Raw genomic sequence first — 20,849 nt, forward strand, 5'->3', positions numbered from 1 at the left:
CGAAATACGACTAACCATTACTGATTGATATCTTTAAAGTATGGATCCTACCCCGGCCTAATCCCGGGTATTTGCCGCATATGGCGGGCGTCACACCTCTGGAACACTGGAGCAAAGCCAAGGGACACAGGTTCACCCCACGGCACTCCATCCATGCTCCGTCAGAGAGGACAGGCATATGGCTACGCTCCACGCCGTCATCGCCGAAGACCCGCGCAAAGAGGCGCGCACAGCAAACTGGGTGGCCTTCGTCATCTGCGCAGCACTGTTATTCGATGGCTACGACCTTGTTGTATACGGCACCGTCCTGCCCGGATTGCTTGCCGACTCGAGCCAGATCGGCGCATTCGACGCCGCCGCTGCCGGCCTCTTGGGCTCGTGGGCGCTGGTTGGTGTGCTGGTCGGGTCGCTGGCCTGCGGGGCGGTCGGCGACTTCTTCGGCCGCCGCCGGCTCATGCTCCTGGGCATCGCCTGGTTCTCGGTGGGAATGTTCGTCACGGCGCTGACCACAACCGTGGCGTCCTTCGGCGCTTTGCGTTTCATCACTGGCGTGGGCCTCGGTGTCGTCATCGCCACCGCAGGCGCCACGATGGCAGAGTTCGCGCCAGCCGGCCGGCGACAGTTCTACAACGCGATCGTCTATTCTGGTGTCCCCGCTGGCGGTGTGTTCGCCTCCGTCATGGGCATTCTGCTCCTTAGTAACATTGGTTGGCGCGGACTCTTCATGATCGGCGCCCTCCCCCTCGTCCTGCTCGTGCCCATCGCCTGGTTCAAACTTCCGGAGTCCCCCCGCTGGCTGTTGGCGCGCGGCCGTGAGGAGGAGGCCCTGGCTGCTTCGCAGCGGACCGGCGTTTCGCTCCTTGAAGAACATGTCATCCGGCAGATCGGCGCAGCCCCGCAGAAGACCGGCTTCGCGGCTGTGTTTTCCAAACAGTTCGCCGTGGCTTCCGTGCTTCTGGCCTTGATGTCCTTCTCCGGCCTGCTGTTGACCTACGGCTTGAACACGTGGCTGCCGAAAATCATGGAGGGATACGGCTACGGGCGAACATACGCCCTGTTCTTCCCCCTGGCGTTGAACCTCGGTGCGGTGGCGGGAGGTTTGCTGCTCTCGCGCTACGCTGACAAGGCCGGTCCCCAGCGGGTTATTGCCAGCACCTTCGTCCTGGCCACTATTTCACTGGTGCTGATGACCTTCGGCTTCCCCCTGCCGATGTTGTTCCTGTGCATCGCCATCGCCGGAGTGGGCACCCTCGGCACCCAGGTGCTGGTTTACGGTTTCCAGTCAAACTACTTCACCACTAACGCGCGGGCAGCCGGTGTGGCCTGGTGTGCCAGTGTGGGCCGCTTGGGCGGCATCCTCGGGCCAATCATTGGCGGCTGGCTGGCGGCGGCGGGAATCGGCGGAGCCACCGCGTTTTACATCTACGGTGGCGTCGCCCTGCTGGGTGCAATCGTCACGGTTCTGGTCCCCCGTCAGCGCAAGCTGGAAGAAGCTGAGCACAGGGCCGAGGCAATCGTTGAGCACTCCGTGGACGAGGACCTCAGCACCGCCACTCCCCCGGCGCGCCTTTGACCCAGCGCATCCGGCCGCTGCCTTGAATGAGCCGGATCTACCGCGAGGGTGCCCAGGCCAGGCTTGGGCACCCGGCCGGACGCCAGTAAGCCGAGCCAAGCCCTGCCATTATGTCTGGATCAGACAAGGGTGGTGGGCTTTATACTTGATTTCTGAATCAATGTGGTTTGGCGCCTGACCGTAGGCGCCACACGGAGGGACGGCACAACCAATGGAGATCAGGCAGCTCAACTACTTTATTGCCGTTGCCGAGGAGCGCCACTTCGGCCGCGCCGCCAAACGCCTGCATATGGCCCAGCCACCTCTGTCCCAGCAAATCCGGCAGCTGGAAGAGCAACTGGGTGTGCGCCTGCTGAATCGCACCACCCGCCGGGTGGAACTCACGGCCGCCGGGCAGGCGCTGCTGGACCGGGGCCGGCAGATCGTCAATGCGGTCGGAACACTCCGGGCTGACGTGTATCAGGTCGGGCAAGGCGCATCCGGCGTTCTGCGCGTGGGCTTCTCCGGCTCAGCAACCTACGGCGTTATGCCACCGATCGTTCGACTGGCCAAGCAGGTACTTCCTGGGCTGTCGCTGAATCTGCATGGCGAGATGCTCACCCCGGCCATGGAGGCCGGCCTGCGGGATGGCACCTTGGATGCGGCCCTGTTGCGGCCGCCCATCGCCTCCCAGGAGATCGATTACCGCATCGTGACGCGCGAGGCGCTCATCGTGGCGTTGCCGTCCTTCAGCGCCCTGGCTATGGACCGGCCGGTGGCCATGCACGAACTCCAGGATCAGGAATTTATCTCCTACCCGCCGGAGTCGGTGCTTTACCGGACCACCGCAGGTCTTTGCCGCGAGGCAGGTTTCCAGCCACGCATCACCCAAGTCATCAGTGAGACGTCCACGATGCTCTCGTTTGTGGCTGCCGGTAGTGGAGTTGCCATCCTTCCGGCGAGCGTCCGTGCCCTGCAGCTTGAGGGCGTCGTTTACCGCGATATCGAACAAGCCCCCGAGGTGGAGCTGGCCGTGGCGTGGCGGCGTGAGGACCGGTCATCACTGCTCCAAAGCTTCCTGGATGTTGTAGGCACCGCGACCAAAGACCTGCCCAACCGCACTCCCAGCCCTCCAGGATCCTGATACGGGGCGGGGCCGGGCCGGGCCGGTTCGATGCCAGATGGCCCGCGCTTCAGTCCGTGGGGCGGAATCGTGCGGCCAGTTCGCTGCGGGAGCGGATCCCTAACTTCCCATAGATGCGGGTTAGGTGGTACTGCACAGTCTTGTCGGCCAGGAACAGTGCGCGGGCAGCCTCTTTGTTGGTGGCCCCGGTCGCCACGAGTTCCGCCACTGACTGCTCCTGGGCAGTGAGCTGGACCTGCGGTCCTGTCACGGCTGCGAGCACGGCGTCAGATGGGTCGGGCATGTTGCCGACGTCCAGGCCGGTCGCCTTCAGCTCCCGATCGCAGCTGTCGACATACGTGGCAGCGCCCAGGGAATCATAGAGATCCCTGGCCACGCGCAGCACTGAGGATGCCAAGCGCCTTTTGCCGGCACGTCGCATGCTTTGCCCGAAGGCAAAGCTCACCCGTGCCCGCAGATATGGCCGGTTGAGCCCTCGCAGATGACCCAGCGCCGTCTCGAAATGCTCCCGGGCGGTGTCTGGATCCCCCTGGGCGGCAACGAGCCGGCCCCGGGCCCACGCCATTCTTGCCAGATCTGACGGCACGGCCCGCTCCCGCGGCACCTGCTCGAAGGCGGTAAGGAAAGCGTCTGCCGTATCCAGCTGGTCGGTCATGACCAGGGCATTGACGTAGGAGTCCTGCCACGGCCAAAACGACACCCTGCTTTCTGTCCAGGGGTCCAGCTCCGTCAGTGGCTGCAGCACGGACAGGGCGCTTTCGTAGTCCGCCCGTGCCTCATGGAAGCGCGCCCGGGCCAGGCTGGCAGGGACCTGCATGGCGCGATAGGTGCCGGGCTGCACCGCCGCCTGGGAGACGTAGTACCGTGCACGGTCCCAGTCCCCGCGCATGGACCAGAGCTCGGCGGCTGTCCAATAAAGTAACGGGCGGATCAGCGGCATCCGAGAGGTCTCCAGCCGGACCGAGGCCCGTGCAACCGTGGCCCCCGCCGCATCCCAGTTGCCGAGTACAAGTTGGGTGCGGGCCAACCACGCCTCTGCCCAGAGGGAGATCCGCAACGAGCCGCCGCGGAACTCAGTCGGGGCAGCGGCTTCGAGATTTACAAGCGCTGTCTCTGCGTCGTCCAGCCGCAGGGCCAGCCATCCGGCTCCCATCTGCACGCGTTGCTTTTGCGCGTTTTCGGAAGCGTGTTCGAAAGCCTGGCGATAGGAGGCCTCGGCTTCAGCCAGCCTGCCTTGGGCGTAAAGTCCCAGCCCATAAATGGCCTCGGATTCGATGTAGGCGGGGGTACCTGCCGTTGTCAGTGACATGGCTTGCTCCGCCCAACGGGTGATGACAGGGCCATCCCAGGAGGCCACCCCGTGCAGGACCAGGCGTTGGGCCACTTGGGCGGCGGCGGTGGGGTCCTGTTGCGGGTTGCTTGTTCGCCAGGCCATTTCCAATTGGGTTTGGGCGCTGTGGTTCTGTCCGGACGCGGTGGAGAGGTAGCCAAGAACGGAGGAACGCAGTGGCGAGGGTGCCATGGCGTCGACGGCGGCGCCCCACATTTGGGCCTGGGCAATGTTGCCGGACCCCACGAGGGCATCTACTGCTCTCAGCTGGCGATCGTTGCCGACCCGGACGTCACCCGAAAGCCGGGACGCGGAAAACAATGCGGTCGAGACATCGTGCCAGGCACCTACGAGGGCCTGTTGCCGGGCGTACTCCTCAAGCTCCGAGGCCAGGGCCTCGTCTGGTCCCGGGGTAGCCGACACCCGGTGACCCAGGCGGTCGCCCTCATTCTGCACCGAGTCCGCAGCCCTGCGGTGCAGGCGCATGCGCTGGCTCGGTGCAATTTGCTCGTAGACGGACTCGGTCATTCCCGTTTCGAAGAATGTCACCAGCGAGTGGGCCTGGTCCACTGAGAGGCCCAGCAGGCCGGCCCGGTGGCCCTCGTCGAGGGCATCCATCACGTGCTCGATCCCGCTGACACGGGCGACCTCAGCCACCCCGGCATTGCGGCCGAGTACGGACGTGGCCTCGGCCACGGCTACCAGGTCGGGGGACGCGGCTTGGAGGAGGCTACGCACTTGGGCCCGCACGCGTGAACTCGGAGGCAAGGACGAAAACCACGTCTGCCAGGTTTCCGGTGGAAGCTCGCCGAGAAGTTCGACAACCGGCTGCGGCCATCCCCCGGTATGCCGCACGATCTCGTGGGCGGCCGTGGCGTTCAGGTCGATGCCAAACCACCGCCGTGCGAGCTCCTGGACCCGCTGCGGTGACAGCGGATCCAGTGGAAGGCGGGAAACCTGATGCCCGCTGAGGAAGGCCAACACGCCGGCTGGCACCAGCCGGGCCTGAGCGGGATCCAGGGTGATCAGGAACAGGACTCTCTTGCTGCGCAGCCGGCGCATGACAAAGACGAGGACGTGCAGAGTTTCTGCGTCCAGATGCTGAACGTCGTCAACGGCAACCACCACGCTCCCGTGCAATTGCAGCCCGTCGAGGTGTGCACCCAGAGTGGACGCATAGTTGGCGGCCTGGACGGGGCTGAGTATGCCGCCCAGCTCCGCGGAACGGTCGTTTCCTCTGCCAGGGTCCTTTGCCAAACGCGGCGGCGGGGTGACCATGAGCTGGGAGTAGCCGGCGAGCGGGAGCTGCGCTTCCCATTCATCGCCCGTGGCGGACAGCACCCGCACGCCACGCGCGGCGCCCCGGCAGTGCTCCAGGAAAAGATCCAACACCGCCGTCTTTCCGGATCCCCGGGGGCCACTGAGCACCACCGTGCGCACGTTGCCTTTACGCACAGTGCGGAGCGTGTCCAGCAACTCCTCGAAGACCTCGGTATGGCCGAGCAGCGCCAGGTCCTCCTCGGGGTTGCCGTGGTGGTGGCCCGGAATCATGCTGGCAAGCTTACGCGACCGCGCGTCGCGGCCACGCCAGCGGGTTTCAGTCACAGCAGGCTCAGCCCAGGTCTCCGCCTGCCACCGGAAGGATGCTGCCAGTGACATACGATGCTTCGTCGGAGGCCAGGAATACGATGGGCGCAGCCTGCTCATCCAGTGTGCCGTACCGCTTCAAAAAGGATGATTCCACGGTCTGGTCCACAATGGCCTGGTACCACGCCATTTCGGTAGCTGACTGGGCTTCCGGTCCGCGCTTGACCTTTCGTGGCGGAGCTTCGGTGCCGCCCGGGGCGGTAGCAACGACGCGGATGCCGCGCCCGGCAACCTCCATGGCCAGGGACTGGGTCAGGGCGTTCACACCGCCCTTCGCTGCGGCGTAGGGGACGCGGTGCATTCCGCGGGTGGCCACTGAGGAGACGTTCACGATGGTGCCGGAGTCCTGGGCGAGCATCGCCGGGAGGACGGCGCGGCAGGACCACAGGGTGGGAAACAGCGAACGGCGGATCTCCCGCTCAATCTTCTCCTCGTCGTATTCTTCGAAAGGGCGGGCCCAAATGGTTCCTCCCACGTTATTGACGAGCACGTCAACCCTTCCGTGAAGGGCCAAGGCGGCGTTCACTGCCTGTTCTGCTCCGGCGAAGCTTTCCAGGTCCGCCGTGACGAAGCTGGCTGACCCGCCGCAGCCAGACTCCTGGGCGGCTTCCTGGATTCCCTTTGCAACGTCCTGCACAATGTCGGCGCGGTCAACCAGGACCACCGAGCCTCCTTCAGCGCCGACCCTCTCCGCGACTTTCTGCCCGATTCCCTGGGCCGCGCCGGTGACCACGGCCACTTTGCCGGCGAAGCGGCCGGGCGTGATGAACTGTCCTGAGTACGCAGCCACCGTCAGAAGCCCTTGGCCGTTGCGTTGATCGCTTCGGCCATAGTTCCTTTTGCCTCGCGGGCGTGAGCCATGATCACTTCCCGGGCCCGCTCCTTGTCGCCGCGCTCAAACGCGTCCACGACATCCAGGTGATCCTGAGCGACCCGGTCAAAGATATGCGTGCCCTCTGCAAAAGTGGCTGCCATTTGGGCGTGGACGTCGAGCCGACGGTAAGACTCGAGCAGCATGGGGTTGTCGGAGATCATGAACAGGTACTCATGGAACTCTTCATTGGTCCTGACATACTCTTCCGGGTCGAGAACCCTTCCGGCATCCACCGCCCGGATGGTCGCTTCGGCAAGACGACGGAACTGGTGCAACTGCTCCTTGCTCAGGCGATCCAACATCAGCTCGGTCACGGCAAGTTCAAGGCCCATGCGGGCGTCCAGGTGCGCGAAACTGTCTTCCTTACGGAACTCGAGCCGGCCGGTCTCCATGGACGAAATGGCTTCCACGCGGCTGATAGTGTCACCTGTGGTCTCCACCTTCTCCGCGGGGGCGGGCGCGCCTGTCTCGGCGTCCCCGCCGGTGGTTTCCTTGGGAGCGAAACGTTCAAAGTAGAAGTTGGCTGGCTGTATGCCCTCGGTGTCCAGCCACTTGGAGACGGCATTGACCATGGGCGGCGGTCCGCAAAGGTAGATATCGACGTCGCCGTCGTTGAGGTGGGACGGCTGGATGATCTTCGTGACGTATCCCGTGTGCGGGGCGGACGTATCCGCCTCGGAGGCAATGTAATCCCAGGTGAAGGTCGGCAACTTCGCTTCGTAGGTGCGCAGCCAGTCGAGTCCCACGATGTCGGCTTCACGGGAGACGCCGTAAATCAGGTGGACCGGCGTGGCCGGGGGGTTCTCGGACAACTTCTCCAGAATGGACAGGAGGGGGGCCAGACCGGTGCCGCCTGCCAATAGGAGCAGGGGGCGCTTGGGCTCGCGAAGGAAGAAGGAGCCGTAAGGGCCCGTGAACTCGATGGTGTCCCCTACTGCCGCGCGGTCACGCAGGTACTCGGACATTGCGCCCTGCGGCGTGATGCGCACCATGAAGGAGGCATCCATCCCTTTGGGGCCGTTGCTGAACGAGTATGAGCGCTCCGCGTCGGTGCCCGGGACCTTGATGTTGACGTACTGGCCGGGCAGGAAAGCCAGTGCATCCCGGTTCTGCACCTCCAAGGTGAAAGAGATGGTGGACTCCGAGTGCTTGTCGAGTTCCTTCAGCGTGGACGCAAAAGTGGCAGCTGAGGTTTTCGCGGATTCGGAGGTCGCCGGGATCTGAATGGCGAGGTCCGATTCCGGAACGGCCTGGCAGGTGAGGAGGTAGCCCTTCTCCAGCTCCTCTTCGGTCATGGCGTCGTCGATATAGTCGCCGGGGTCGAACGAGCCGGAGTCGCAAAACGCCTTGCACGTGCCGCAGGCGCCATCCCGACAATCTGAAGGGATGTTGATGCGCGCCTTGTACGCCGCGTCCATGACGGTCTCATAGTCGCCGACTTTGATGACTTTGGTGACGCCATCTTCGAAACTGAGGGCTACCTGATGGCCCATGATTCCTCCTGGTTGGGGGTCGCATCCTCGCAACCCCCGGAAAGTTAGTGCGGTTATCTCTTGCGAGCAAATCTGGCGGCGGGCCGCTCCTGGCTGCCTTGCTGCGGCCGCGCCGTACGCGTGCCGGGTGCCGGGTGCCGTCAGATCATGTAGACATCCACCACGTGGTGGATGTAGTCGTTCTTCAGTACAACCTTCTTTTTCAGGATCACCGGCTGCTCACCGGAGAGATCGATGGTGTAGAAGCTCGTGCCGAAATAGGTGTCGGTGGTGTTGTACCGGAAGTACAGAGTGAACCAGTTGAAGCGGACCTTGACCTGGTCGCCGTCGTGCTCCAGGACTTCAACGTCCGTGATGTTGTGCCCGGTGCGCGGCTCAGGGAGGGAGGTAGCGGAGGAGCGGTCCGTCTTGATGCGGAAAACCCGGTCCTCGATGCCGCCGCGGTTGTCGTAATAGATGAGCGAGATCTCGTTCTGGGGGTCCACCGTGAGCCGGTCGTCGACGTCCCACGCCGGCATCCAGTACTCGGAGTCCGGGTGGTAGCACTGGAGCCACTCGTCGAAGTGGCGGTCGTCAAGTAGTCGGGCTTCCCGGTAGAGGAAGGCGCGGACAGTTTCGAGGGTCGCGATTTCGTCGGCGCTCTTGAGCGCGGTCAAGGGGTTTATGAGGTTGGCCATTGTTTCAGCACTCTCTGTAAGGATTCGGAAGTCTTAATTACGCCGTGACCGGCAAGGATTCCTGGGCAGCGGATTCCGCCTCGGCGAGGGCCCTATCCATTACTTCCTTCCAGTACCCGTGCTGGACCGGGTAGAGACCCTCGTCTTCGGTGCGTACACCGGAGGCGATCACCCGCGACATGCCCAGCGCTGTTGCCTGCTCGTCAGGACCGGCAATTTCGTGGGTGGAGCCTCGCGTCATGTCGTTCCACGGCGCGGAGGTGGCCCAGTAGGTCTTGTTGCAGGATCGGAACTCCTCGAGGTCGTCCGGTGTGGCCATGCCGGTTGCGTTGAAGAAGTCCTCGTACTGGCGGATGCGCTTAGAGCGGTTTTCCTGCGATTCACCCTTCGGCGCGATGCAGTAGATCGTCACCTCGGTCTGGTCCGCTGATATGGGACGGAAGTGACGGATCTGCGACGAGAACTGGTCCATGATGTACACATTCGGGTACAGGCAGAGGTTGCGCGAGATGTTGATCATGAAGTTTGCCATCTCCTCGCCATACTTTTCGACGAGCTCGTCGCGGCGGTCCCACAACGGACGGTCCTCGGGGTTGGTCCACTCCTGCCACAGCAGCAGGTGCCCGTGATCGTAGGAATAGAAGCCGCCTTTAACCTTGCCCCACTTGCCGGCGTCCATGGCCTTGGTCTTGTTGGCGGAGTCACCGGCGGTGCGGCGGGCGGTGGTCGCGGCGTAGTTCCAGTGCACGGCGGTGACGTGGTAGCCGTCGGCGCCGTTTTCCGCCTGGACCTTCCAGTTGCCGTCATAGGTGTAGGTGGATGACCCGCGCAGCACCTCGAGCCCCTCCGGGGACTGGTCCACAATCGAATCGATGACTTTGGTGGCATCTCCCAGGTGCTCCTCCAGCGGGAGGACGTCAGCATTCAATGAGCCGAACAGGAAGCCCCGGTAGGAGTCGAAGCGGGCCACCTTGGTGAGGTCGTGTGAGCCCTCCTTGTTGAAGGTTTCCGGGTACCCGGCATTGCGGGAATCCTTGACCTTAAGGAGCTCTCCGGAGTTCTTGAATGTCCAGCCGTGGAAGGGACAGGTGAAGGTGGTCCTGTTGTCGGTCTTGCGCCGGCACAGCATGGCGCCACGGTGGGAGCAGGCGTTGACGATGCAGTTGATCTTCTCGTCCTTGTCCCGAGTAAGGACGACGGGAGTCCGGCCAATGTAGGTGGTGAAGTAGTCCCCCACGTTGGGGATCTGGGATTCATGGGCAAGGTAGACCCAGTTGCCCTCGAAGATGTGCTTCATCTCCAATTCAAAGATTTCCTGGTCGGTGAAGATTTCACGCTTCGCCCGGATAACGCCGTTCTCTCGATCGTCGACGACGGCGTCAGCCAGGACTCCACGGACACGTGTCAGATTCTCGGTCATGGTGTGCTCCTTCTTGGGAGAGGGTGCGGGTAGGCGGGCAGCGACTGTGCGGCCACGCCTGTTCCCCTCGGACGGAATGCATGTGTTCCACCCAGTCTGCTGCAAGGTGACAGCGCTCACATCAGGCAAAACCCTAGTGCTGACCAAGGGTTCCTTTATGTAAGTTCAGAGACATAATAATGGCCATATAAGTCCTTGTTTCGTCCTTATTAGCTGGCTAGCATGAGATGGACGTCACGCGAAGCCGGTGAACCTGCGGGTGCACAGCCTGCGGACGGAGCGTTTCGGGGAACGGGCTCATATCCCGTTCCTTATGCATCTAGGAGTGTGGAGATCACTATGACTGAGAATCAGTTGGACACCCGCCAGGAAAATGAGGGCAGCGCTGTGGAGGCCGGTTCGAAGGCGACCGAGCGCTTCGCCGCGTCGGGCAAGCTTGTGGTAACGGGGGTTCCCAAGGAGCGAGTGAGCTTGCTCGCCGGCGCCCTCATCAAAGCCGCTAACGACATCGTCGTCGAACACGAAGTCACCTACGAGGAGTACAACGCCCTGAAAGCCTGGCTGATCAAGGTGGGCAACGACGGCGAGTGGCCGCTGTTCCTCGACGTGTGGCTTGAGCACACCGTGGAGGATGTCAACTCACAGGACCGGCCCGGCACCAAAGGCACCATCGAGGGACCCTACTATGTCCCGAACTCGCCTGAGCTGGATTCCCCCGCCACGGTTGAGATGCGTGATGACGAAGCGGGTGTTCCGCTGCAGTTCAGCGGCCGGTTCACCGATACCGACGGCAACCCGATCCACGGGGCACAGCTGGAGATTTGGCATGCGGACGCGGCGGGCTTCTACTCTCAGTACGCCCCGGGTTTGCCGGACTGGCTGTTCCGCGCCAATGTGCAGGCTGACAGCGAAGGACGATTCGTCCTCCACACCATGCGCCCGGCTCCGTACCAGATTCCCACTGACGGGGCCTGTGGGCAGCTGATCAGTGCTGCGGGCTGGCACGCCTGGCGCCCCGCCCACATTCACATCAAGGTGTCAGCGCCCGGTTATCAGTCTGTAACCCAGCAGCTTTACTTCCCCGGTGACCCGCACAATGCGGACGACATTGCCTCAGCTGTCAAGCCGGAGCTGATGCTGAACACCACTCCACGGACGGACGGCGCTGCCGGCGAAGAAGCCTCATATGACTACGTCCTCGCCAAAGTGGGACAGTCCGAGTAGAAGCTCCTGACGTGGTCGGGTTCATGATTTCCATCCAATGAGGTGCCCCAGGGCAGTGAGCCCTGGGGCACCGTTCTTCCCGGCACCACTGGACTGCCTGACACAACCGAAAGGAACCGAGCCGTTGAAGATCGAGCGGATCGAAGTGATCCCGTACTCCATCCCGTACACGCACCCCCTGAAGTTCGCCAGCGGCGAGGTGGCAAACGCTGACCACGTTCTTGTGCGTGTGTACACCGACGACGGCGTCGTGGGAGTCGCGGACGCCCCTCCCCGTCCTTATACCTACGGCGAGACGCAAGAGTCCATCGGGACAATCATCGAGAAGACCTTCGCCCCGCAGCTGACCGGTCTGGAGATTGTGGATCGGGAAAAGATCCATGCAGTAATGCGCCGGACCATACACAACCAGGTGGCGAAAGGCGCCGTCGACATCGCGGTGTGGGACGCGATCGGCAAGACGCTCGGCACTCCGGTGCACAAGCTACTGGGTGGGTATACCGACCGCATGCGGGTCAGCCACATGCTCGGCTTCCGGCCAGCGCAGGAACTCCTCGACGAGGCCCTGCGTTTCGGCGAGGAATACGGCATCACCACCTTCAAGCTGAAAGTGGGCCGTCGGCCGCTGTCACTGGACGTGGAGGCCTGCCACGTGCTGCGCGAGGGACTGGGCGAAGACGTGGAGATATACCTTGACGCGAACCGCGGCTGGACCGCGAACGAAGCCCTCGAGGTGCTCCGGAGGACTGAGGGGCTTGGACTGACCATGCTCGAGGAACCGTGCGATGCCAAGGAATCACTGAGCCGCCGCCGGCTGGTCGATAAATCGCCAATCCCGGTGGTGGGCGATGAATCCGTCCCCACGGCCGGGGACGCGTCCCGGGAACTGCTTTCCGGTGGCTGCAACGCCATCTGCATCAAGACCGCCCGTTCCGGCTTCACAGAGGCCACGGAGATATTGGGGCTATGCACTGGGCTCGGCGTGGATGTGACCATGGGCAACCAGATCGACACCCAGATCGGCTCACTTGCGACCGTCACCTTCGGCGCCGCCCACGAGGCCACGAGTCGCCGGGCAGGGGAACTGTCGAACTTCCTCGATATGGCCGATGACCTGCTGGCTGATCCGCTCCGAATCATCGACGGCACGATCTCCGTGCGCGATCTGCCGGGGGTCGGAGCAGAGATCGACGAGGACAAACTCGCAACCTACCGCCTGTCCTAGGCCCACTCACCAAGGAGAATCAAATGTTGTTTTTGGCCCGTATGGACGTGCACTTCCCAGCGCACCTCTCCGCCGAGGACGTCACCCGCATGCAGGGGTTGGAGAAGGAGTATTCCCACGCCCTGCAACAGGAAGGCCGCCTTGCCTCCATCTGGCGAGTGGCCGGCGAGTATGCGAACTATTCGGTGTTCGACGTCGGATCAAACGACGAACTGCACCAGATCCTGAGCAGCTTCCCTATGTACCCCTTCATGACAATCAAGGTCACACCGTTGGCCCAGCATCCCAACTCCATCCGCTGAGGAATCTCTTCAGCCACCAGGGCGACTTTTGTGGTCACCAGAACCCCACGTCCGTCATCTCTCAGGAGACATCATGCCCCGCTTCCCAAGGGCCGCGTCGGTGATCACCGGGTCACGACCGCGCCCGGTCCATGGAGCCCACCCCCTCTTCGAACGGCCCGGGCTCCGTCCGGCTGGCGTACGCGACATCTGGCGGGACATCGGCCCGCACTACGTCTCGGACGGGGTCGTCGGACTGGCTTTCTCAGCATCCGGGCCGGTAGCAGTGACCCTTACCGTCGGGTCGCTAGGCGGACTGACGGAGGCCCAGCTCGCGTCGTGGGTCTTCGCCATGTTTCTCTCGGCCGGCGCGGCCACCCTGGTCATGTCACTGATCTATCGCCAGCCGTTGGGTTTCGCCTGGTCCATCCCGGGGACCGTGCTGTTGGGGCCGTCGCTGCAGCATCTGTCGTTTCCTGAGGTGGTAGGGGCATTCTTTTCTGCCGGGGTGCTGATACTCGCACTTGGTTGTTCCGGAGTGGTGCGTCCGATCATGGCCGCGATTCCCGTGCCGATCGTAATGGCCATGGTTGCCGCCGTGTTCCTGCGGTTCGGGACGGACATTGTCTCCTCCACACAAGCCGACCCCGCAGTGGCGGCACCCATGGTGGTGGCGTTCCTTGTACTCACCGCAGTGCCCTCGCTGGGCAAACGCCTCCCGCCGGTACTCGGCACTTTGGCAACAGGCGTCGTCGCCGTCGTGGTCAGTGGCCGGTTCACGATATTGGCGGGCGGACCCATCCTGGCAGCACCCGTGTTCACTGCCCCCGCGTTCACTTGGGCCGCCCAACTGGAACTGGTGATCCCGTTGGCACTCACGGTCCTACTGGTGCAGAACGGACAGGGTGCCGCCGTACTCCGGGCCGCAGGACATAACCCTCCGATCAACGTCTTCGCGATGAGCTCCGGTTTGTTCTCCCTGCTCAACGCCTTACTCGGCGCTGTCTCCGCGTGCGTGACTGGCCCTACCAATGCCCTGCTGACCGCCTCCGGGCAGAAAAGGCGCCAGTACACGGCCGCGGTGGTCTACGGACTGCTGTCCCTGGCCTGCGCTCTGTTGGCCCCCACGCTCACCAGCCTCATGCTGGCAACGCCCGAAGCATTCGTCCTGACTCTTGGCGGTATAGCTATGCTGCGTGCACTCCAACAGGCCTTCGTTACCGCCTTTGCCACAAACTTCACCCTGGGAGCCCTGGTGACTTTCGTCGTCACGATCTCTGGCCTGGACCTCTTCAACATCCATGCCGCATTCTGGGGCGTGCTCATCGGCTACGGCATATCGCGCCTGCTCGAGCGCCAAGACCACAAGCCCTGACTCCCAATTTGCGTTGGGGCCAGGATCCTATGTATCTGGCGGTTGCTCAAAGGCGGACGTCGTCAGGAGAAGATCGTTGGCGCCCGTGACGGCCACGAGACTCTCCAGCCGGTCGGCCACGGCGTCCAGGGTGCCCACAAAGCGCGTGAGCAACCGAGCACGGGCGATCCCGCGGTCGTCGTCGCTAAGGCCGTTTTCAGCGACCGCCGAGGGACCCAGCTCTGGTCCTGAACCGACGCCTTTGCGGATCTGGACCAGGCGTTCGGCGTAGCCGCGGCCAATCCGGTGGGCTTCGGAGTCGGAATCGGCCACCACAACATCTACTGAAACGGTGATGTATGGCGTCGCTAGTCTGGCTGATGGACGGAGGGCCTCACGATACGCTCCGATCGCATCCGGCACGAAGGACGGCGTTACATGGTAGTTGGAGCCGAAGGGCAGCGCCAGGGAGCCTGCGATGCCGGCGCTTAGGCCCGCCGTGGTGCCGTGCACCCAGACGTCATTGTCCGTATCCTTCGGCAACGCCGCCTGCAGCGGTTCACCGCTGGCGTCGGGGAGCGAGCCGTCAAGGAGGGAAAGGACGCTCTCGACGTCCTGCTCGAAGGGGTCCGCGGCCTAAGCGTTCGGGCTCGGGGCCGCCGTCGTGCCTGAGTATTCAGTCACGTTCGCCCCACCAGGTGTCCAGGTAGTACCAACGCCCATACCGCCGAGCCAAATGTGCGCAGTCATCCGGCGGGGCGCCGGAGATCACGTCCACGTTGCGGCCGCCCTGGAAATTCTGCGCTGTCGCCTACTGCGGCCTGCTGAGACCGCGGAAGCCATGCGGGCTCAGCCGGCGCTGGGCAAGCCGAGTAGCTCGCTGGCTGCGACGCTGTCTGTGACAAGAGTTGTCCCCAACCCGTTGCCATGACAGCCTTGAATCAATTCATGCCACTCCTTGACGACTTCTCATATGTTCCTCTCCTGCCAGCGGTGCACCGCAAACTGACTTCACGAAATCGGCATCTCTTTTCGTGTCCGTTGGGCTACACCCCAAGGTGACGTCAGGGTCGGAAGCCAGGCGTGCTCAGAATGAGGTTCGCTTCTTCTTTTCCCACATTGGCTTGGGAAGGCTCTCAGATCGAAACGCCGAGACCGAAGTATCGAAATGTTGCAGCGCGTCCGTCGCCCAGGCCGCAGCGCGGGCAGTGAGTTTCGCCCTCGGCCCGGCCAGTGCATGATCCTTCGGTGAATGTCGTTCTCGGGCCGTCGCGGTCCGGGCAGCGCCAGACACGCTTGGGGGCGTCAGATTGTTTGTGTAGGAGAGCTGGAGTCGCTGGATGATTGGAGAAGCATTGTGATACCGGCATTGGCCGTCGGATGTCCGGACAGAAATCGAGGACAACCTGGAGTTCATGCTGGATCCGGCGAACTGCGGCCGCTAGGAATCCTGGCAGGCAACAGTATTTTCACTGCGTGCCGACGATGTCGTGGAGGCCGTCCGAATCGAAGGCCGACCGCTGCACACCACCTGTAAAGCCAAGCTGAAGGGCGTGCATCACGAGCACGGTCAGCAGATCTAAGGCAGGATTGGTGAGACATTTTTCGCCTTATACGCGGGTATCGGGCGTTCAGGAGTATGCGCCAAAGACCACGTGTCCGTGGCCGGCCTGACGTGCTGCTGTACAAGCAACCGGCCTATGCCATCTCTGCTGCCCTGAAAAAAATCAACGGACCAGCGCGGCCGACCTGCCGGTCATAGAGATCAACGAAGCCTTCGCCGCCGTTGCCGCCCAGTTCCTGCACGAACTCGGCACGGACCAGGAAGGCATCAACCAACACGGCGGGGCCATCGCGCTCGGTCGTCCTGTAGGCGCGCCCGGAGTCCGACTCATTGGCACGCTGGCTAGGCAACTCTCACTTGCCGGCGCCGGCAAGTGAGACCCGCTGGAATCAGCGGCGGCGGAGGACAGCGCAGGCTGTCATCCTAAGGGCGAACTAGCATTCACGGGACTGGGTCCGCCGCGGGCGGGCGCTGGCGAGAGCAGTAGAAGGCATGGTGACCATGGTCGCGAATGTCCTCGTTGCCTCCTTTGGCACACCATAGGGCATGGGGCACTTCGTCTTGGAAGTCAAACGTGTCACTGTGGACCCGGCAGCGCGCGGCCTCGTGCGGCGACTCGACTGGTGGCCGGACTGGAGCAGATGGCAGCCGTGGCTGGCGCCAGGCGGGTCACTCTTCAAACTGGCGGCGAACAACCAGAAGCAAAAGCCCTGTACCCGAAGATCGGCTATAGATACACACGCGGCTATTCGCCCTACGACACCGCGACATCACAGTCAGTCTGCTTCGAGAAGCATCCTGAGGCTTGATTCCAGGGAATTCGACCGGCGGAACGCCGTGCGCAACCGTGGCCAGAGGACGACGGCGGTGGTACCACCGTCGTCCTCTGTCCGGTTTTTGTTCTTACTGGTCGGACGCCGGGTCCGTACCGGCCACTGACACAAGCGGCCCCAGCATCAGACTTCCTGGGGTGAACTCCTGACCGCATTCCGCACACGACACCACCGGTTTCAGGTCGGCCCCGCAACTGTGCCGGTAAGAGGCACGGGGTGTCTCGTCGCGCATCCATGTACTGCTCCACGCTGCGAGTGAAATGAGGATGGGCGCGACTTCGGCCCCGGAAGTTGTGAGGTGGTACTCGTAGCGCGGGGGGCGCTCGGAGTACTGGACACGCTCGATCACGCCTTGGCTTTCGAGTGTGCGCAGTCGGCCCACCAGGATGTCGCGGGACGCGCCGGTATTTCGCGCGATCTGATCGAACCGGTGAACGCCCAACGACATCTCACGAAGCGCCAGCAGCGCCCACCGCTCCCCGAGCACGTCGAGCCCCGCCGCGATGAAACACGCCCTGGGCGCATCTACTGCCTTGTCGGTCGGCCGATTCATCGTTCACCTGCTTTCGGTACTTTCTTCAAGTATACAAGTCAGTTGGAAAATCCAACTCACTCGACTACTCTGATGTTCTGAGGTCGCGACAACCGCGTCGCCGCCTATCTGAGATCAGGAGAATCCATGCCACTGCTATCTGGCGCCGTCGTCCTCGTTACCGGTGCAAATGGAGGCCTGGGCCGCGAGCTCGTGGAACAGGCCCTCGCCCGGGGTGCTGCGAAGGTGTATGCGACGGCCCGCCGCCCGCAAGAGTGGAACGACTCCCGGGTCGTCCCCCTCGCCCTCGATGTCACCAACCCTGACTCGATCCGGGCCGCCGTTACCCAGGCCCGAGACGTCACCGTTCTGATCAACAACGCCGGCATGAGCGTCGAATCGGACACCCTGTTGGCGCTCTCCGACGAGGAGTTCCGTGAAGTCATGGAGACCAACTTCTTCGGACCGGTCGCCCTGACCAGGGCATTCGCACCGGTGCTCGCCGCCAGCAAGCCATCAGCGGTCCTCAACATCCACTCAGTGCTCAGCTGGATCGCACTCACCGGCGCCTACAGCGCATCAAAGGCCGCACTGTGGTCGGCGACCAACTCCTTCCGCGTGGAACTGGCCCCCCAAGGTACGCAGGTCACGGGTGTTCACGTCGGCTATATGGACACAGCCATGGCCAAGGGCGTGAATGCCCCCAAGACCTCCCCCGAGGAAGTCGCCCGGAAGTCGCTCGATGGGCTCGAGCAGGGTGATTACGAGGTTATCGTGGACGAAATCAGCGCCGGCGTGAAGCTCGGACTGTCTGGTTCGATCTCGGATCTGTACCCGGCACTGAGTACCAATGCTTCGATATGACCGCGACAAACCCTGAAGACCTGCAGAGCGCTAAGGAGGAAACCCCGGTGTCAACCAACACCTCGGCGCAACGCTCGGAAACCTTCACCTGGATTGATCCGGCAGTCGCACTCAAACAGCTGCCACGGCTGTCGGGTCTGGACTACTTTTCCGGCCTCCGCGACGGCAGCATTGCGCCGCCGCCGATCGCTTCCCTCATGAATTTCGATCTCGTCGATGCGAGGTACGGACACGTCGAGTTCCAGTGCTGGCCGGGAGAAGCGCACTACAACCCCCTCGGAATGGTGCACGGCGGCCTGGCCTGCACGCTCCTCGACACGGTGCTCGGCTGCGCAGCACACAGTACCTTGGAAGCAGGGATCGGCTACACCTCTATCGACCTCGCGGTCAAGTACCTGCGACCCATCACGCTCCAGAAGGGTGCTCTGCGCGCCGAGGGGTCAGTCGTGAAAACCGGCCAGCGGGTGATCTTCACCGAAGGCCGCCTCAGCACCGCCGACGGAGAACTCCTCGCCACCGCCACGAGCACGCTGCTCATCTTCCCCCACCAACCGGGCCCTCTGACAACATGACTGATACCGGCACCGCCGTGGCCCTGACGCCAGCCGCTCAGGTTCGCGCCTTGCCCCAGGCCCCCCCTTTCTGGAATGCCGGCGTTGAGCCGTTTCGGCGTTCCCTTGGGGCTTGCCGGTCTTGGCGGCGGCTGGTCCGCCGGGAGGGCACCTCCTTCCACGCACAGGAAGCCCGGGGGTATGGCCGGATCCTTCCCCGTACGACGCGTTCGAGTGCGCTGTGGCTTTCATCGAGGGCATGGGTGGGCGTCGGTCCTCGCAACCGAAAGCCGGTCAATCCACCGACGTGGCAGCCAGGACCCGGTACCGGTACGCCTGCCGAATCTCGCGAGCATGGGAGTTCGGCGCCGCTCGCGCGGGCGCCAACGGCCGGTCATTTAACAAGACAGAGGCAGGGGCGGGGGCAACAACAAGCGGGCGAGCGACCGCGGCAGAGGTGTTTGACAGGCAAATTGTCCACAGGACCAATTTGCGAACGGCGTGATTCCGCAGGTTCTGCCTCCCCGGATCTGGCTCGTTCTGCCATCGAAGATGGTCCTTTTCCACGCCCTCCAGAGCCGCAGACACCGCTCGCGAAGGGCATAGCGGCTCTGGGGAGTCAGATCTCGGCGATATGGATTCCAACGCCAAGGTCCTGGATCGCGTGCCGCGTCGGCTCAGCGAGAGCTGAGTCCGTGACAATAGCGTGAAGCTTCGCGAGGGGCACAATGTTGAAGCGCTCAAGGGATCCGAAGTTCTCGCTGCCGGCTAGCAGGACGCCCAAGGACGCCGCGTCGAGCGCCGCCCGCTCGAGGAGAACCGTCTCGGCCGACGTCGTGGTGACCCCGTGCTCGACGTCCCAAGCTTGAGTGCTGAGGAAGCAGAGGTCGAGGTTCACCGAGGAAAGGGTCGCGGCAGCGAAGGGGCCGCTGCTCGAGCGGCTATCAACGTCGATCGTGCCGCCCGTGTGGATCGTCTCGATCTGTGGGTAATCGAAGAGAGCAGCCGCGGCATAGTACGAGTTCGTCACGACGGTGATGCCTTTGCGGGCGGCTAGGAACGGGACGACCAATTCGCATATGATTCCCGCGTCGAGGAAGACGACCATGCCGTCTTCGACGAGGGCCGCCGCGAGTTCGCCTACGGCCCGCTTGTGCTGCAGGCTGAGCTGAGAGCGTGACGAGCGCTCGGCCGGCGGCTGGGTGCCAGAATTCTCCGCCAGGCGGACTCCACCTTGGACCGCTACGACGTGGCCGCTGGCCTCGAGGTTGGAGATGTCGCGGCGCACGGTCATATACGAGACCCTCAGGAGTTCCGTGATGTCGCGGATGCTCAGGACTCCAGCCGTCCGGAGGAGGCGCAGCAGCTCCTTCTGCCGCTGCTCCGGAATCATTGGACTTCCCACGGTCCCTCCCCTCGTGCCCGCGCTTTTGCCCGAAATCACGGTTGCCGGGCTCGGACCCTCCAGCGACCTCACGCTCAGGTCCCCATACCGAGGTGCGCACCTCCGGCCACGTCGAGTGTCACGCCGGTGATGTAGCGGTTGTCCGGGTCGGCGAGGAAAAGGATGGCGCGGCCGACTTCGTCGGGTTCGGCGAACCGGCGCATTGGAAGTTGCGCGGCGCGCTTGGCCCGGTTGGCGGTTGCGTCCGGTCCTGAGTCTTTTGCGAATTGTGCCCACATGGGAGTGTTCACCGGTCCCGGTGCGATGGCGTTGACCGATTTACCACGGTCAACGCCGTTGTCACCGAGATGGCCGTGGACTATGACCTTGCGCCCGAATGGCTGAATTCCAACGCATCGCCCTTCGTTCCAGACAACGCCACCTGGGTCGAACTGGAGCAACTGGATGGACTCACCATCCGCGCAGCGGACACAGAAACACTCCTGGCCATGAAAATCGCCGCCGAACGGGACAAGGATATGCTCGATATCGCCCGCCTCCTGCGCCGCCTCAACATCACCAACGCCGACGACGCCGTGAACCTCGCCTACGGCAAGTATGGCGAACACTCCATCCCGCTATCCGCGGGCCGGGACAACTACCTCATCGTCGTCGACGACGCCCTTGACGCAGCTACAGCTCTCAAGCCCGAACCCGGAGTATAGTCCAGTGCCTTCAAGAGCCACCGGCATCAGACTTGGGTCCATTCGCCTCACCTCGGATCCCGTCGGACTTTGTACGTTGCTAACCCCATGAGGAAATCAGGGAGCACGCAGCCTCGGCTCAGCGGGCTCCAGGAAGATGACTCCATGCCAGGTTCATCACACCGACGGCGATCAG

18 protein-coding genes and 1 pseudogene are annotated in these 20,849 nt (G+C 63.3%); 10 read left to right on the forward strand and 9 right to left on the reverse strand.

Annotated features, from left to right (window positions below; translation table 11 throughout):
* The first annotated feature begins 178 nt into the window (after positions 1-178).
* Positions 179-1,573, forward strand: coding sequence for an MFS transporter (locus tag AC1DD3_RS13550; RefSeq protein WP_476881881.1), 1,395 nt, complete (start codon positions 179-181; stop codon positions 1,571-1,573).
* 211 nt (positions 1,574-1,784) lie between these two features.
* On the forward strand, positions 1,785-2,696 hold the full coding sequence (locus tag AC1DD3_RS13555) for a LysR substrate-binding domain-containing protein (protein WP_230118254.1): 912 nt from the start codon (positions 1,785-1,787) through the stop codon (positions 2,694-2,696).
* A gap of 49 nt (positions 2,697-2,745) precedes the next feature.
* On the opposite strand, the gene AC1DD3_RS13560 is transcribed toward AC1DD3_RS13555, so the two are convergent.
* The 5 genes from AC1DD3_RS13560 to benA form a co-directional block, all read right to left on the reverse strand.
* Positions 2,746-5,577, reverse strand: coding sequence for an AAA family ATPase (locus AC1DD3_RS13560; protein ID WP_476881882.1), 2,832 nt, complete (start codon positions 5,575-5,577; stop codon positions 2,746-2,748).
* Between the two features lie 61 nt (positions 5,578-5,638).
* On the reverse strand, positions 5,639-6,463 hold the full coding sequence (gene benD, locus AC1DD3_RS13565; protein WP_230118256.1) for a benzoate diol dehydrogenase BenD: 825 nt from the start codon (positions 6,461-6,463) through the stop codon (positions 5,639-5,641).
* A 2-nt stretch (positions 6,464-6,465) separates the two neighbouring features.
* Positions 6,466-8,040, reverse strand: coding sequence for a benzoate 1,2-dioxygenase electron transfer component BenC (gene benC, locus AC1DD3_RS13570; RefSeq protein ID WP_476881883.1), 1,575 nt, complete (start codon positions 8,038-8,040; stop codon positions 6,466-6,468).
* Between the two features lie 140 nt (positions 8,041-8,180).
* Complete coding sequence (gene benB / locus AC1DD3_RS13575; protein ID WP_230118258.1) at positions 8,181-8,717, reverse strand: benzoate 1,2-dioxygenase small subunit; 537 nt, start codon at positions 8,715-8,717, stop codon at positions 8,181-8,183.
* A gap of 37 nt (positions 8,718-8,754) precedes the next feature.
* Positions 8,755-10,137: a benzoate 1,2-dioxygenase large subunit gene (gene benA / locus AC1DD3_RS13580; RefSeq protein WP_230118259.1), complete on the reverse strand. Its 1,383-nt coding sequence runs from the start codon at positions 10,135-10,137 to the stop codon at positions 8,755-8,757.
* A gap of 339 nt (positions 10,138-10,476) precedes the next feature.
* On the opposite strand from benA, the gene catA reads away from it, so the two are divergent.
* From catA to AC1DD3_RS13600, 4 genes are all read left to right on the forward strand, one after another.
* Complete coding sequence (catA, locus tag AC1DD3_RS13585) at positions 10,477-11,361, forward strand: catechol 1,2-dioxygenase (RefSeq protein WP_230118260.1); 885 nt, start codon at positions 10,477-10,479, stop codon at positions 11,359-11,361.
* Between the two features lie 124 nt (positions 11,362-11,485).
* Positions 11,486-12,586, forward strand: coding sequence for an enolase C-terminal domain-like protein (locus tag AC1DD3_RS13590; RefSeq protein WP_230118261.1), 1,101 nt, complete (start codon positions 11,486-11,488; stop codon positions 12,584-12,586).
* Between the two features lie 23 nt (positions 12,587-12,609).
* Positions 12,610-12,888: a muconolactone Delta-isomerase gene (gene catC / locus AC1DD3_RS13595; RefSeq protein WP_230118262.1), complete on the forward strand. Its 279-nt coding sequence runs from the start codon at positions 12,610-12,612 to the stop codon at positions 12,886-12,888.
* A 73-nt stretch (positions 12,889-12,961) separates the two neighbouring features.
* Positions 12,962-14,242: a benzoate/H(+) symporter BenE family transporter gene (locus tag AC1DD3_RS13600; protein WP_476881884.1), complete on the forward strand. Its 1,281-nt coding sequence runs from the start codon at positions 12,962-12,964 to the stop codon at positions 14,240-14,242.
* 27 nt (positions 14,243-14,269) lie between these two features.
* Here the strand turns inward: AC1DD3_RS13600 and AC1DD3_RS13605 are convergent.
* A pseudogene (locus AC1DD3_RS13605) lies at positions 14,270-14,806 on the reverse strand (LLM class flavin-dependent oxidoreductase); the annotation flags it as partial.
* Positions 14,807-15,985: 1,179 nt separating this feature from the next.
* Here AC1DD3_RS13605 and AC1DD3_RS13610 point away from each other — a divergent pair.
* Entirely contained in the window at positions 15,986-16,162 is a 177-nt protein-coding gene (locus AC1DD3_RS13610) for a hypothetical protein (RefSeq protein ID WP_230118364.1), read from the forward strand.
* A gap of 526 nt (positions 16,163-16,688) precedes the next feature.
* On the opposite strand, the gene AC1DD3_RS13615 is transcribed toward AC1DD3_RS13610, so the two are convergent.
* Positions 16,689-17,171, reverse strand: a complete 483-nt coding sequence (locus tag AC1DD3_RS13615) for a winged helix-turn-helix transcriptional regulator (protein ID WP_476881885.1) — start codon at positions 17,169-17,171, stop codon at positions 16,689-16,691.
* A gap of 126 nt (positions 17,172-17,297) precedes the next feature.
* Between AC1DD3_RS13615 and AC1DD3_RS13620 the strand changes: the two genes are divergently transcribed.
* The gene (locus AC1DD3_RS13620) at positions 17,298-18,014 is read left to right on the forward strand and encodes an SDR family oxidoreductase (protein ID WP_476881886.1); all 717 of its coding nucleotides are present in this window, start codon (positions 17,298-17,300) and stop codon (positions 18,012-18,014) included.
* A 47-nt stretch (positions 18,015-18,061) separates the two neighbouring features.
* Complete coding sequence (locus AC1DD3_RS13625; RefSeq protein WP_230118268.1) at positions 18,062-18,586, forward strand: PaaI family thioesterase; 525 nt, start codon at positions 18,062-18,064, stop codon at positions 18,584-18,586.
* Between the two features lie 598 nt (positions 18,587-19,184).
* Here the strand turns inward: AC1DD3_RS13625 and AC1DD3_RS13630 are convergent.
* Both AC1DD3_RS13630 and AC1DD3_RS13635 read right to left on the reverse strand, forming a co-directional pair.
* Positions 19,185-19,958 (reverse strand): DeoR/GlpR family DNA-binding transcription regulator, encoded by a 774-nt coding sequence (locus AC1DD3_RS13630; RefSeq protein WP_230118269.1) that lies wholly within the window; start codon positions 19,956-19,958, stop codon positions 19,185-19,187.
* Positions 19,959-20,044: 86 nt separating this feature from the next.
* Positions 20,045-20,410 carry an SDR family NAD(P)-dependent oxidoreductase gene (locus tag AC1DD3_RS13635; RefSeq protein WP_290369741.1) on the reverse strand — a complete coding sequence of 122 codons (366 nt, stop codon included), beginning with the start codon at positions 20,408-20,410 and terminating at the stop codon, positions 20,045-20,047.
* Between AC1DD3_RS13635 and AC1DD3_RS13640 the strand changes: the two genes are divergently transcribed.
* Positions 20,324-20,674, forward strand: coding sequence for a hypothetical protein (locus AC1DD3_RS13640; protein ID WP_230118271.1), 351 nt, complete (start codon positions 20,324-20,326; stop codon positions 20,672-20,674). The genes AC1DD3_RS13635 and AC1DD3_RS13640 overlap by 87 nt on opposite strands.
* Positions 20,675-20,849: the final 175 nt, after the last annotated feature.

This window comes from Arthrobacter sp. 05T444, from assembly GCF_056395905.1.